At 74.2% G+C, this 14,153-nt stretch carries 8 protein-coding genes; 3 read left to right on the plus strand and 5 right to left on the minus strand.

Annotated elements, in window-relative coordinates; genetic code table 11:
* Positions 1 to 37: 37 nt before the first annotated feature.
* Both araB and CP974_RS02360 read right to left on the minus strand, forming a co-directional pair.
* Complete coding sequence (gene araB / locus CP974_RS02355; protein ID WP_223844333.1) at positions 38 to 1,765, minus strand: ribulokinase; 1,728 nt, start codon at positions 1,763 to 1,765, stop codon at positions 38 to 40.
* Between the two features lie 688 nt (positions 1,766 to 2,453).
* The gene (locus CP974_RS02360) at positions 2,454 to 3,464 is read right to left on the minus strand and encodes a LacI family DNA-binding transcriptional regulator (protein ID WP_051840128.1); all 1,011 of its coding nucleotides are present in this window, start codon (positions 3,462 to 3,464) and stop codon (positions 2,454 to 2,456) included.
* Between the two features lie 262 nt (positions 3,465 to 3,726).
* On the opposite strand from CP974_RS02360, the gene chvE reads away from it, so the two are divergent.
* The 3 genes from chvE (at position 3,727) to mmsB (ending at position 7,744) form a co-directional block, all read left to right on the plus strand.
* Complete coding sequence (gene chvE, locus CP974_RS02365) at positions 3,727 to 4,833, plus strand: multiple monosaccharide ABC transporter substrate-binding protein (protein WP_031136947.1); 1,107 nt, start codon at positions 3,727 to 3,729, stop codon at positions 4,831 to 4,833.
* Positions 4,834 to 4,931: 98 nt separating this feature from the next.
* Positions 4,932 to 6,503 (plus strand): multiple monosaccharide ABC transporter ATP-binding protein, encoded by a 1,572-nt coding sequence (gene mmsA / locus CP974_RS02370; protein WP_037936223.1) that lies wholly within the window; start codon positions 4,932 to 4,934, stop codon positions 6,501 to 6,503.
* Entirely contained in the window at positions 6,500 to 7,744 is a 1,245-nt protein-coding gene (mmsB, locus tag CP974_RS02375) for a multiple monosaccharide ABC transporter permease (RefSeq protein ID WP_031128060.1), read from the plus strand. Before mmsA ends, mmsB begins: the two co-directional genes overlap by 4 nt.
* Positions 7,745 to 8,087: 343 nt before the next feature.
* Here the strand turns inward: mmsB and CP974_RS02380 are convergent, their stop codons facing one another.
* From CP974_RS02380 to CP974_RS02390, 3 genes are all read right to left on the minus strand, one after another.
* Complete coding sequence (locus CP974_RS02380) at positions 8,088 to 11,102, minus strand: hypothetical protein (RefSeq protein WP_031128061.1); 3,015 nt, start codon at positions 11,100 to 11,102, stop codon at positions 8,088 to 8,090.
* Positions 11,102 to 12,964, minus strand: a complete 1,863-nt coding sequence (locus CP974_RS02385; RefSeq protein ID WP_031128062.1) for an HSP90 family protein — start codon at positions 12,962 to 12,964, stop codon at positions 11,102 to 11,104. Before CP974_RS02385 ends, CP974_RS02380 begins: the two co-directional genes overlap by 1 nt.
* 128 nt (positions 12,965 to 13,092) lie before the next feature.
* The gene (locus tag CP974_RS02390) at positions 13,093 to 14,070 is read right to left on the minus strand and encodes a hypothetical protein (RefSeq protein WP_223844334.1); all 978 of its coding nucleotides are present in this window, start codon (positions 14,068 to 14,070) and stop codon (positions 13,093 to 13,095) included.
* Positions 14,071 to 14,153: the final 83 nt, after the last annotated feature.

Raw genomic sequence — 14,153 nt, forward strand, 5'->3', positions numbered from 1 at the left:
CCGGTGACGGCGCGGGCCGCCGCGGGTGGTGACCGGGTCAGCCGGCGGTGGCGGCGCGTGCGGTGTTGCGTATCCGCCGCAGGCGGTGCAGGAGGAGGTCAGCGCCGGTGCCGAAGTGCTCGTGCAGGGCGCGGTACTCGCGAAACAGAGCGTCGTAGGCGTCCGCCCGCGCGGGGTCGGGCACGTACGCGTGGTGCTGGACGCTCCCCATCGCGGAGGCGGCGGACCGGATGTCGGGATAGGCGCCCGCGGCGACGGCGGCGTGGATGGCCGAGCCGAGCGCCGGTCCCTGGTCGGACGTGCCGACGGAGACGGGGCGGCGGAGCACGTCGGCGTGGATCTGCATGAGCAGGGCGTTCTTCTTCAGCCCTCCGGTGACGATGAACTCCTCGACGGGGACCCCGCCGCCCTCGAAGGCCTCGACGATCATGCGGGTGCCGTAGGCGGTGGATTCGAGCAGGGCCCGGTAGACGTCCTCGGGCCGGGTGCCGAGGGTGAGTCCGGCGACGACCCCGGAGAGGTGGTGGTCGACCAGGGGGGTGCGGTTGCCGTTCAACCAGTCCAGGGCGACCAGGCCGTGCGCGCCGACCGGCTGGCCGGCGGCCTTGCGGGTCAGGAGCTGGTGCAGGTCCTCGCCGGTCGCGGCGGCCTCGGCGCGGTAGTGGTCCGGGACGCCCTGGCGGAGCCACCAGGCGAAGATGTCGCCCACCGCGCTCTGGCCGGCCTCGTAGCCGTAGGCGCCCTCGACGATGCCGCCGTCGACGACCCCGCAGATGCCGGGGATCTCGGCGAGTACGGCTCCGTTGAGGACGTGGCAGGTGGAGGTGCCCATGATGGCGAGCATCCGGCCGTTCTCGACGGCGCCCGCCGCGGCCGCGGCCACGTGGGCGTCGACGTTGCCGACGGCGACGGCGGTGCCTTCGGGGAGGCCGGTCCAGCGTGCGGCCCGGCCGCTCAGCCCGCCGGCACGGGAGCCCAGGGGCGACAGCGGGTGCTCCAGGCGTGTGGCGGGGAAGTCGGCGAACTCCGGGTGCAGGCGGGCGAGGAAGCCGGGCGAGGGGTAGGCGCCGTCCTGGCGGATGCCCTTGTAGCCGGCGGTGCAGGTGTTGCGGGACTCGGTGCCGGTGAGCTGCCAGACGATCCAGTCGGCCGCCTCGATCCAGCGGGCGCAGGCGGCGTAGACGGCCGGGTCCTCCTCCAGGACCTGGAGGGCCTTCGCGTACTGCCACTCGGAGGAGATCCTGCCGCCGTACCGGGCGATCCACTTCTCGCCGTGGGCGTGGGCGAGGGCGTTGATGCGGTCGGCCTGCTCCTGGGCCGCGTGGTGCTTCCACAGCTTGGGCCAGGCGTGCGGGCGGCCGGCCCATTCGGGCGTCAGGGCCAGCGGGGTGCCGTCGGTGGTGGTGGGCAGGACCGTGCACGAGGTGAAGTCGGTGGCGATACCGATGACGCGGGCGGGGTCGACCCCGGCGTCGGCGAGCGCCGCCGGAACGGCGGTGCGCAGGACCTCGCGCCAGTCCTCGGGGTGCTGAAGGGCCCAGTCGGGGGGCAGGGGTGCCCCGCCGGCGGGAAGGCGGTCCTCGATGACGGCGTGGCGGTACTCGTGGACCGACGAACCGAGCTCCGCGCCGTCCCGGACCCTGACCACGACGGCGCGCCCGGACAGGGTGCCGAAGTCGACTCCGATGGTGCAGGCCTCGGGATGGCGCCGGGCCGCTGGGCCGGAAGGGGCGTGTGGGGTCACGTTCGCCGTCTCTCTCGTCATGGGCGTGGCAGAGGAGCCCTCTGATTGTTAGCGCTCACAATCCTGTCGGGCAAGAGCGGGAAGCAGTTCCGTCGTGGTGCGTTCGGTGAAGACGGCCCCGGAGGCGGGCGGTCGCCTCCGCGCGGGCGGGAGGGCGGGCCGCCTGGCGCACGGAGGACGTCGCCGGTCCGGCGCGGGAGACAGCGGGGCGGGCGGCGCGGGAGAAGGGGCGGGAAGCGGGGTCGGGGTGCGGGAGGCGCCGGTTCGCAGGCGAGTCCGGGGGGCGGACGGCACGGCACGGGCGGCGGGGCGGGCGACGGCGTGCGGGGCGGGCGACGGCGTGCGGGGCGAGCGACGGCGTGCGGGGCGAGCGACGGCGTGCGGGGCGAGCGACGGCGTGCGGGGCGAGCGACGGCGTGCGGGGCGGGCGACGGCGTGCGGGGCGAGCGACGGCGTGCGGGGCGAGCGACGGCGTGCGGGGCGAGCGACGGCGTGCGGGGCGAGCGACGGCGTGCGGGGCGAGCGACGGCGTGCGGGGCGGGCGACGGCGTGCGGGGCGGGACCGGCCGGGCGAGGGGGCGGACCGGTCGGCGGAGGTGACGGCGCGGACGGACCGGACCCGGCGCCCGCCCGCCGGACACCGGCCGCCGCGGCGGCCGGCAGCGGCCCGCACCAGCGGCCAGGGGGCGGCGAAGTCCGCCCCCGTACGTCAGGCCTCGCCCGGCGGGCGGGTGCTCGCGCGCATGATGAGCTGCGGTTCCACCAGGAGGTGCTCGGCCTTCCGGGCGCGCCCCTCGATGTGGTCCACCAGGAGGCCGATGCTCCGGCGCCCGATGGCGGCGAAGTCCTGGCGGACGGTGGTCAGCGGCGGCGGGAAGAACTCGGCCTCCGGGATGTCGTCGAAACCGGCGACGGCCACCTGCGCCGGGGTGCGGATCCCGCCCTCGCGCAGCGCCCGCAGGACGCCGAGCGCCATCTGGTCGTTGGCGACGAAGACGGCCGTGACCGGGGCCGTCCCGGGACGGGCCAGGGCGAGTCCGGCCAGCTCCTGCCCCGCCCGGTAGCCGGACAGGGGGCTCCAGTCCCCCGTCAGGACGCGCGGCGGCCGGATGCCGCTCTCCTCCAGGACGGCGCGCCATCCCGCGGTACGGGCCTCGCTCTCCAGCCAGTCCCCCGGGCCCGCCACGTGCCAGACGTTGGCGTGCCCGGCGGCGAGCAGGTGCTCGGTGACCATGCGGGCGCCGAGCTCCTGGTCGAGGGAGACACCGGGCAGGTCGAACTGGTGGCCGCCCTCCACGGTGACGACGGGGAAGGGCGCGTCCAGCTCGGCGAGCGCCTGCACGTGCGAGCGCTGCGGGGTGATGGCCACGACGCCCTCGACGCCCCAGGCCGCCAGGTGGTCGACGGCGTCCTTGAGACCCTGCCCCCCTCCGGTGCGCAGACTGACGGTCGAGACGAGGTAGCCCTCCTCGCGGGCCGCCTCCTCCAGACCGGTCAGGGTGCTGGCGGGGCCGTACAGGGCGGTGTTGACGGCGATGACCCCCAGCGTCCTCGTACGGCGCGTCACGAGGGCGCGCGCGGCGGGGTTGCGGCGGTAGCCGAGCCGTTCGATGGCCAGGGTGACCTGCTCCCGGGTGACCGCGCGCACGTTGGGGTGGCCGCTCAGCACGCGGGAGACGGTCTGGTGGGAGACCCCCGCCTCCCGTGCGACGTCGGCCATCGTCGGCGGGCGGACGTCGTGCGCGGGATGTGCCACCTTCGCCTCCCTTCCCCGTGCTCACGGCTCGCGTCGATACGGGAAAAACCTTAGCGCCTCTTGTATCACCCCGTTGTGAGCGCTAACAATCTAGCTCGACCGGGGCTCCGACGCTCCGGCCACCCAGCCGGAACGGTGCCGTCCCGGTGGTGCGGGGACACGCGCCGCCGTCGAGCCCGTCCCCGGTCCGAGCCGCCCTCGACGACGGGATTGCCAGGTGCCTCCCATGAAGAAGTTCCGATCCTTGTCCGCCCTCCTGGCCGTGACCACCGGTTGTGCCCTGCTCCTGAGCGCCTGCGGGCGAAGCGCCGAGGGAGGGAGCGAGTCGAAGGACGAGAAGGACCCGACCGTCGGCATCGCCATGCCCACCAAGTCCTCCGAGAGGTGGATCGCCGACGGCCGGAACATGACCGCGAGCCTGGAGAAGGCCGGCTTCTCCACGATCCTGAGCTACGGCGAGGACGACCCCGACCAGCAGGTCGCCCAGATCGAGAACATGATCACCCAGGGCGTCGACGCCCTGGTCGTGGCCGCCATCAACGGCGAGGCGCTGTCCAACGTCCTGCGGCAGGCGGCGGACGCCCGCATCCCGGTCATCTCCTACGACCGGCTCATCCTGGGCTCCCCGCACGTCGACTACTACGCCTCCTTCGACAACGAGAAGGTCGGCGAACTCCAGGCCGCGTACATCGTCGAGAAGCTGGGGCTGAGGACGGGCGCGAAGAAGGGCCCCTTCAACATCGAGCTGTTCGCCGGGTCCAACGACGACAACAACACCAGGTACTTCTTCGACGGCGCCATGAAGGTGCTGAAGCCCTATCTCGACAGCGGGCGGCTGGTCGTGCGCTCCGGCCAGACCCGGCTCAACCAGGTGACCACCCTGCGGTGGGACGGCGGGACGGCGCAGAAGCGCATGGACGACCTGCTCACCTCCGCGTACGCCACGGCCCGCGTGGACGCCGTGCTCTCCCCCTACGACGGCATCTCCATCGGCATCCTGTCCGCCCTGCGGTCCGACGACTACGGAAGCGCCGCCAAGCCCCTGCCGATCGTCACCGGGCAGGACGCGGAGGTCGCCTCCGTGAAGTCGATCATCGCCGGCCGGCAGACCCAGACCGTCTACAAGGACACCCGGGCGCTCGCCCGGGTCGCCGCCGGCATGGTGAGCGCCGTCCTCGCCGGCGAGAGGCCCGAGACCAACGACGACACCACCTACCACAACGGCGAGAAGGTGGTGCCCGCCCTGCTGCTCGACCCGGTGAGCGTCGACAAGTCGAACTACCGGAAGGTCCTGGTCGACTCCGGCTACATCGACGCCGAGGCGCTGCGGTGACCCCCGCCGCGCCCCGCTCTCCGGACGCTCCCGTCCCGCCCCCGTCCCCCGGCACTCCCGCCCCGCCCTCCCCCGCTCCGTCCGGTCCCGTCCTCGAGATGCGGTCCATCGTCAAGACCTTCCCCGGGGTCAGGGCGCTCTCCGACGTGACCCTGTCCGTGCGGCGCGGCGAGGTGCACGCCCTGTGCGGGGAGAACGGTGCCGGGAAGTCGACCCTCATGAAGGTCCTGTCCGGCGTCCACCCGCACGGCACCTACGAGGGCGAGATCCTCTTCGACGGCGAGCCCTGCCGCTTCAGGGACGTCAGGGCCAGCGAGGAGCGCGGCATCGTCATCATCCACCAGGAGCTCGCGCTCGTCCCCCACCTGTCGATCGCCGAGAACGTCTTCCTCGGCAACGAGCCCGCACGGCGGGGGACCATCGACTGGCGCGAGGCGCTGCGCCGGGCGTCCGGGCTGCTCAGGCGGGTCGGGCTCGACGAGCACCCCGAGACCCGGGTCGCCGACATCGGGGTCGGCAAGCAGCAGCTCGTGGAGATCGCCAAGGCCCTGGCGAAGGACGTCCGGCTGCTGATCCTCGACGAACCCACCGCGGCGCTCAACGACGAGGACAGCGCGAAGCTGCTGCGTCTGATGCGGGAGCTGCGGGGCCAGGGCGTCACCTCGATCATCATCTCGCACAAGCTGAACGAGATCGCCGCGATCGCCGACTCCGTCACCATCCTGCGCGACGGCCGCTCCATCGAGACCCTCGACGTCAGGGACCCCGCCACCACCGAGGAGCGCATCATCCGCGGCATGGTGGGACGCGACCTCGACAGCCGCTTCCCCGCCCGCACCCCGTACGCCGGCCCGGCCGGCGCCGAGCCCGCCCTGGAGATCCGGGACTGGACCGTGCGCCACCCGCTCGACCGCGGCCGCAGGGTCGTCGACGGGGTGTCGCTCCAGGTCCGCCGCGGGGAGATCGTCGGCCTCGCGGGACTCATGGGGGCCGGCCGGACCGAACTCGCCATGAGCGTCTTCGGCCGCTCCTACGGCCGCTACGAGCGGGGCACCGTCCTCAGGGACGGCCGCGAGGTGCGGACGCGGACGGTCCCCGAGGCGGTGGCGCACGGCATCGCGTACGTCACCGAGGACCGCAAGCGCTACGGGCTCGACCTCGGGGACTCCGTGAGCCGGAACATCTCGCTCGCCTCCCTCGGCGCCCTCGCCCGCCGCGGCGTCGTGGACGGGCACGAGGAGCGCAGGGTCGCCGAGCGGTACCGGCGCAGCATGAACATCAAGGCCCCGAGCGTCCTCGAGCCGGTCGGCCGCCTCTCCGGCGGCAACCAGCAGAAGGTCGTCCTCGCCAAGTGGATCCTCGCCGGACCGGACGTCCTCATCCTCGACGAGCCCACGCGCGGGGTCGACGTCGGCGCCAAGTACGAGATCTACACCGTGATCGACCGGCTCGCCGCCGAGGGCAAGGCGATCCTCCTCATCTCCTCCGAACTGCCCGAACTGCTCGGTCTGTGCGACCGCATCCACACCATGGCCGCGGGACGGCTCACCGCCGGGGTCGTCCGCGCCGACGCCACCCAGGAAGTGCTGATGCGGCACATGACACAGGACACCCCCGCACCCCCGGCGGTCCGCGCGGACCCCACCCCCAGCGAAGGACACCAGGCATGAGCAGCGAAGCCGCCACGAAGACCACCGCCCCACCGCATCCGGCCGGCGGGCCCCCGGCCGCGGGGGCACCGGTGGCCCGGATCCTGCTGGACGGCGTCCGGCGGAACACGCGCCAGTACGGAATGCTCTTCGCACTCGGCCTGATCGTGCTCCTGTTCCAGATCTGGACGGGCGGCGACCTCCTGCTGCCGCGCAACGTCTCCAACCTGGTGCTGCAGAACAGCTACATCCTCATCCTGGCCATCGGCATGATGATCGTCATCGTCTCCGGGCACATCGACCTGTCGGTGGGCTCCCTGATGGCCCTGGTCGGCGGCGTCGGGGCGGTGCTCATGGTCGAGCACCGGGTCGCCTGGCCCGTCGCGGTGCTCCTCACCCTGCTGCTCGGAGCCGCCGCCGGGGCGCTGCAGGGCTTCTTCATCGCGTACGTCGGCATACCGTCGTTCATCGTGACCCTCGCGGGCATGCTGCTGTTCCGCGGGCTCACGGAGATCTTCCTCAAGGGCCAGACGCTCGGCCCCTTCCCGGACGGACTGCAGAAGATCGCCAACGGCTTCCTGCCGGAGGCGGGGCCGCGGACCGACTACCACAACCCGACCCTGCTCCTCGGCGCGGCCCTGATCGCCTACGTGGTCTACCGGGAGGCGCGGGACCGGCGCCGGCAGCGGGAGTTCGCCCTGGAGACGCTCCCCGCCGGCCTGTTCGCGCTCAAGGTGACGTCCCTGGCCGCCGCGGTCCTGGTCACCACCCTGCTGCTCGCCAGCTACAAGGGCGCCCCCGTGGTCCTCCTGATCCTGGCCGCGCTGCTGGTCTGCTTCGGCTACGTGATGCGCAACGCGGTCATCGGCCGCCATGTGTACGCGATCGGCGGCAACCTGGCCGCCGCGAAACTGTCCGGGGTCAAGGACCGGAAGGTGACCTTCGCGGTCTTCCTCAACATGGGGATGCTCGCGGCGCTCGCCGGGCTCGTCTTCGCGGCGCGCTTCAACGCGGCCTCGCCGAAGGCCGGCGTGACCTTCGAACTCGAGGCCATCGCCGCCGCGTTCATCGGCGGGGCGTCGATGAGCGGGGGCGTGGGCACCGTCCTGGGAGCCATCGTCGGCGGCCTGGTCCTCGGCGTGCTCAACAACGGCATGAACCTCGTCGGCGTGGGCACCGACTGGCAGCAGGTCATCAAGGGCCTCGTGCTGCTGGCGGCGGTCGGCTTCGACGTGTGGAACAAGCGGAGGGCGGGCGCCTGACACCCCCGGAACACGACCGCGCCCTCCGGCGCCCCGGCCGTGCGGGGGCTCCCCCGGCCGGCCGTCCGCGGGGCCGACGGCCGGGCACCGGACGCCCACCGGCGCCGCCGTCCGGGAAGCCCGGCCGCACGTGCCGGTGCGGGTCGTCCCGGTCGGGGTCCGCCCACCTCCTGCGAGACGCGAGGACCTGCTCCCCCGGCCTCCAGCGACACGCGGGGGGTCGGCCTCGCAGGGGTTCGCCCCCGTGCCGGACCCCCGTCGCTCCGCGGGGCTTCGGCCGCGACGCGCCCCGGGCCCGGCCGTGCGGGACGGCCGGGCCCGGGGCCGTGGTCGCGGCGAGGACTCAACGGCCTTCCGTCAGCCGCGACATGTGGTCCTGCCGCAGGGCGTCGAGGATCTGCGCCGCCTCCGGGAGGCCGGACCGCCGGCAGCGTGCCGACGCCGTCGTCAGCCGGGCGATGGACTCCCTGAACCGGCCCAGCGCGTTGCCCTCGATCAGCGCGGCGACCCGGACCGCCTCGGCACGCGCCGACTCGCCCTCCTCGCCGCCCTGTTCGTGGGCGGCGACGGCGGCCTCCATCTCGGCCAGGGCCTCCTCGAACCGCTCGGCGTCCGCCAGGACGCGGCCCCGGCGGTAGTGCACGGCGCCCCGCTCGAACCAGGGCACGAAGCCCTCCGTGTCCTGCGGCACGGACGCCGTCAGCGCATCCGCCTCGGCGAGGTGCCTCAGCGCCGTCTCCAGGCCCTCGGCGCCCCGCGCCTTCATGACCAGGCGCGCGAACTCGCACATCATGTGCGTGAGCACGGACGGGTCCGGCGCCTTCGCGTGCGCCGCCAGCGCCCGCTCGTACGCCGTGCCCGCGGCGTCCCAGCGGTCGGCCAGCGCCAGCGCCACGGCCGTCTCGGCGGTCACCATGGTCTGGACGGGGGCGTCGTCCTCCCAGTCGGAGACGGCATCCGCCAGCCGCAGGAACTCCTCGGCCGAGGGCAGGTACTCCTCCAGTTCCCGCAGCCCGCGGGCCAGCGACAGCCGCGCCTGGGCGACCATCCGCGCGTCGAGCGCGGCCGCCGTCTCGTCGGCGACCAGCGACTCCAGGACCGCGACCGCGTCGGCCTGACGGCCCGTCCGCATCAGGACGTCGACCAGCTGCAGCCGCGCGTCCGCCGCCTCCACGGGCTCCCCGGACTGGTCGAACCGCGCGGCCGCCTCCGCCAGATGGCGCACCGCGCCCGCGTGGTCGCCCGTGTGCGAGGCCGCGTGGCCGAGCATCGCGTACGTCGGCGCCATCGGGAAGTCCGCGTCGTCGTACCGCACGGCGTCCGCGATCGCCCGGTGCAGCAGCTCCACCGCCTCCTGCGGTCGCTCCCGCGCCATCAGGATCTGGGCGAGCAGGACGCGCGGGCGCGAAGCGCGCCACGGCCGACCGGCGGCCTCCAGGTCCTTCAGCGCGGCGCGCAGCCCCTCCTCGGCGCGCGCGAGGTCGCCGAGGCGGCCCGCCGCGTCCGCGGCGAACTGCCGTGCGTTGGCGACCTGATGGGGTACGGCCAGCCGCTCCGCCTCGCCGTGCAGGGCCTGGACGCACGCCTCGAACCGCTCGACGGCTCCCGGGGAGGGCTCCCGGCCACCGCGTCCCAGCTCCCGGTAGGCCGCGTACGCGCGCGCGTAGTACACCGTCAGGTACGCCAGCTTGCGCTCCCGCTCCAGGTCGTCGCAGGCCGCGGCCTCCGCCGCCCCGAGGGCCTCCGCCGTGAACGGGACGTCGGCGCACAGCCGTTCGGCCTCGCCGAGGAGTCCGTCGAGGGCGTCCCGGATCCCGTCGGAGTCCAGCCGCGGGACGCCCTCGGCGGGCTCGCCCTCCCCGTCGGACGGCGGGTTCGTCCAGCCGAGGGCGCGGGCCCGCGCCGACAGCGCCTGCCAGGGCATGCCGACCCGCTCGTACAGCTCCGCGGCGCGCCGCAGCTCCGCGCAGGCCTCGTCGTCACGGTCCGCCATCGCCAGTTCACCCGCGCGCTGCTCGGCGAGCTCCGCCCGCAGCAGGTCCTCCGGGCCGAGCACGCCGTCGTGCACCGCGCTGCCGTCGGCCAGCCGCTCGGCGATCCGGGTCCACAGCCGGGTGTCCCCGGGGTGCCCCGCGCTCGCCATCCGCCGCGCCTCGCGCACCAGCTCGACGAAGTCCCCGGGGATCGCGACGGCGGCGGAAGCGCCGGCGGGGGGCGCCGGCACCGGGGCGGCCCCGTCCGCCGTCCGGGCCACGGAGGTCCGCAGTCCCAGCGGCAGCGGCGCGTCGAGCAGGGGACGCTGCGCCAGGCGGCGCCGGCGACGGTCCCCGACCGCCGTCGTGCCGTTGCGGGCGTCGAACGCCGCCGTCAGCCGGTCCGCCTCGGCGCGGACGTGCGCGAGCAGGGCGTCCGCCGTCCAGCTCCGTCCCGGCGGGCCGGCGACGACCGTGTCGGCGTGCCCGTCCTCGGCGATCCGGGCGAGCAGCAGCTCGACACCGGTCAGGAAGTCGAGGTGGGCCAGTGGAGCGCCGGTCGCCTCGAACAGCGGCCGGTTCTCGGCGAGGATCTCCAGGCCGCGGCCCTCGTTGCGGGACAGCACGCAGAACTCCAGGTGCCGGCCGACCCACGCCTGCATGCCGGTGTTGCCGCGGATCCGGCGGTAACCGGTCAGGTGGTGCGAGCGGGCCTCGTCGAGCCGGCCGGAGCGCAGCAGCGCCCCGAGCGCCAGCGCCTGGCTCATCTGCGGCTCCTCGTCGCAGCCGACGGCCCCGTCGAGCACCGGCCGCAGCGTGTCGAGCGCCCCGGCGTCGTCTCCCCCGTCCAGCCGGTACTCGGCCAGGTGCCGGGTCTCGCACGCCTCGCAGTCGCTCAGCTCGGTGCGCGGGCGGGTGACCCACAGGTCGTACGCGTCGGCGACCCGCGTGCCCGTGTGGGCCGCGACGTGGTAGCGCATGGCCGCCACCGGCTGCATGCCGTGCCCGGCCTTCTCGTACCGGCGGCGCATCTCGTCGATCCAGCCGCGGACCGAGGTCAGCGGCACCTCGGGCACGTCGAGGAGCGAGGTCGCCACCCACTTGAACCGCCAGTAGACCTGATGGGCCTCCCACTCGCTGAACGCCTCGGGGGACTCGTCCCACAGCTTCAGCAGCCGGCCGAAGACGACCGGCGACTTGCGGCACTCCCCGGTCGTCTCGTACGCCGACATCAGCTCCAGCAGAGCGGTGACCAGGACGTCCGGCTTCTCGAACTGACCGGCCGCCTCGACGAGTTCCTCGGCGGTGACGGTGCGCTGCAGACCGTGCGGGCGGTCGTGGTTCCCACGCAGCGCCTCCATCACGGCCTCGGGGGTGTCCAGCATCAGATGTCCTTCCGGGTCCCGGAGCCGTCCCGGTCCGTGCCGGGATCGTGCATGGCGTGGGTGAGCAGGCCGATGAAGGCCCGGTTCAGCAGGGCGCTCTCGCTCGCCTTCAGCGGGCGGCGGCTGAGCAGCAGGGCCTGCCCGTACAGCGCCTCGGCGGTGGTGACGGCGAGACCGCGCTCGGAGATCGTGATCGCCTGCCGCACCAGGGGGTTGAGGTGGTTCAGGACCAGCTGGGCGCGCGGCGCGTCGTGCCGCAGGGAGCCCAGGATGTCGGCCCACAGGCCGTCGCTTTCGGCGGCGAGGCTCGACCGGGTCCGCTCGTGGCGCGCCTCCCGGTTGTCGAGCAGCAGTGCCGGGGCGGTCACGGGCTGGAAGTCGCGCAGCACGACGTCGCAGTCGTGCGCGCCGATCGTCTCCCGCGCGACGGCCAGGAAGGCCGCCGCCCGCAGTTCGGCCGTCGGGTCCACCGCGTCCAGGTGGGCGGTGACCGTGGCCGGGTCGAGGTCGCTCACGGAGGTGCCGGGACGGACCTCCGGCAGCCGGTGCACGAGATCGCGGTCGTAGGTGTAGCCGCCGTTGACCACGCCCAGGCCGGCCGCCGCGGCGATCGGGGCGACCTGCCGGAACTCCTCCACGCTGCGGGTGACCAGCAGCGTGGGATGGGTGCGCGCGAACTCCTCCAGCGTGACGTTGCCGTCGGTGGTCTCGAACGGCAGCCACGGCAGCACCACCCGCAGCAGCTCGTCGTCGTAGCGCGCCAGCGCCTTCACCGCGAGGTGGTGGATGTCGATGAACCGGTGCAGCAGCGCCGGGTCGCTGGCCGCGAGCCCGGTGAGCCAGTCCCGGATCCGGTCGCCGAGGGCGTCCCTCACGGCGGACAGCGTGCCGTCCTCGTACAGTGACTCGCGCGAGGCCGTCGGCCGCAGGCTCGTGGTGTCGACCACGCACCGCACGAAGAACGCCCAGTCCGGCAGCAGCTCGGGCGCCTGGTCGGTGAGGAGCATGCCCTTCAGGTGCACCCGGTGACCGGCGCGCTGCGCCGGGCTCACGGCCGTCGGCAGCACGTACGCGACACCGCGCAGCCCGGCCGCCGCGAGGTCCAGCTCGATGGTGTCGAGCGGGGTGAAGTCGAACCGGTCGCGGCAGTACGCGGTCAGCGCCTCGCGGCGGGCGAGCGGGGAGCGGTGGGTCCGCTCCCACGGCGGAGTGTCGTTGATCCGCTCCCTCCCGCCGTGCGGGTCCACGACGGTGACCTCGTGCCGCAGCAGGCTGCCGTAGTGCCGGGCCAGGTCGACGACCTGCCGCGGGCGGGTCCACTCGGCGTTGTCGGCCCGGGGCACGAGCCGCACGGTGGTGCCCGGCTCCGGTACCGCCGAGGACGGCAGCGTACGGATCGTGTACCGGCCGTCGGAGTGGCCGCGCCACTCGACGGCGGGCGCCGCGGGGTCGGCCGCGGACCGGCTGAGCACGGTGATCTCGTCGGCGACGACGAAGCAGGCCAGCAGACCGATGCCGAACTGGCCGATGAACTCGCCGCGGGCCGACTCGAGTCCGGCGCCGTCCAGGGCGCCCTCGGCGGTCCGCTTGGAGCTGCGGCCGATGGTGGCGAGGAAGCGGTGGACGTCGGCCTCGGTCAGTCCGATGCCGGTGTCCGTGACGGTGAGCGTGTCCCCGGTGCGCACGGTGATCGTGCCGGGAGCGTCCGGGGCGATGGCCTGACGGGCGGTGATGGCGTCCACGGCGTTCTGCAGCAGCTCGCGCAGATAGACGCGGGGACTGGAGTAGAGGTGGTGGGAGAGCAGGTCGACCAGGCCGCGCAGGTCGACCTGGAAGGTGTGGGCGGTCTCGGAAGGGGACACCGGACGGGAATCCTTCACTGGCGCGTCCGCGCCGGCGGACGGCACGGACGGGAGGACGGGCGGAAAGGGGGGCGGGCGAAAGGGCGGGGTCGGGCGCGGCGCCCGTCTCGGCGTACACGCCCCGCGGGTCAGCGCCCGGCGGCCGAACGGTGCTTGCGGTAGGCCGCGACCGGGTCGGAGGCGTTCAGGTAGTCCCACGGGGACTCGGTGACACGCCCCTGCGTGGCCTGGAAGCACTCCCGCGCGCCGGTCCGGTCGCCGGCCAGTGAGAACGCCATCGCGAAGCTGTTCAGCAGCCCGAGCCACGGGCCCTCGTGCACGAAGTCCGGATGCCGGTACGAGTGGTCCGCCGCCTGCCGCAGCGACTGCGCCACCTCGGGCCGCCGCATGTACGCGGCGTCGGGCCCCGAGTCGAGCGACAGCCACTCCTCGATGTGCGCGTCCGGCACCAGCCGGCCCAGTGGCGTGCCGCCGGGGGCCGTGAACACGGACTCGCGGGCGAACGCGTGCATCTCCTCGTGCGACCCGCCCCACTTCTCGCAGATCTGCTGCAACCGCTGCGTGTGCGCGCCCAGGTGGTACGGGTGCCGGCGCACGGTCGCCTCGAACCGGCGGCGCGCCGTGACCTGCCCCACCTCCAGGCCGCGGCCGGTGACCTGGAGGACGTACCAGGGCGACGTCCAGTCCGGCTCGAGCTCGGCGGCCTCGTACAGCCATTCCTCGGCCTGGCGCAGCCGGGAGTGGAACAGCTCGAACTGGGAGCGTGAGACGTCCTTGGCGCGGGCCGCGGTCCGGGCCTCCCAGCCCCAGCTGACGTACCGTATGCCCGCGACGGTCCGCGCGAGCGCCGACTCCGGCTCCGCCGTCAGCACGTCGGTGATCCAGCGCTCCACCCCGGCCGTCTCGCCGACGGCCCACAGGAGCCCCGTACGGTCCTCGCTCTCCGGTCGCGCCTCCAGCAGGTCCCGCACGGCGGGCCAGTCCGCCGCGGCGGCGGCCGCGCGCATCCGCGCCACGTCCGGATCGCCGGAGTCCCTCTCCAGCCGCGCCCCGGGACGGCCGGTCCACCGTCCCAGCGTGAGCCCCCGATCACGGAGCAACGCCATCGTCCCCACCCCTTGTGTCTCTCACAGGGAGGCAAGTGATCACCCCCCTCGTGGAGGTAGTGACTATCACGCGCGACTGACAT

This window comes from Streptomyces fradiae ATCC 10745 = DSM 40063 (assembly GCF_008704425.1).
GTDB classification, from domain to species: Bacteria; Actinomycetota; Actinomycetes; order Streptomycetales; family Streptomycetaceae; genus Streptomyces; species Streptomyces fradiae.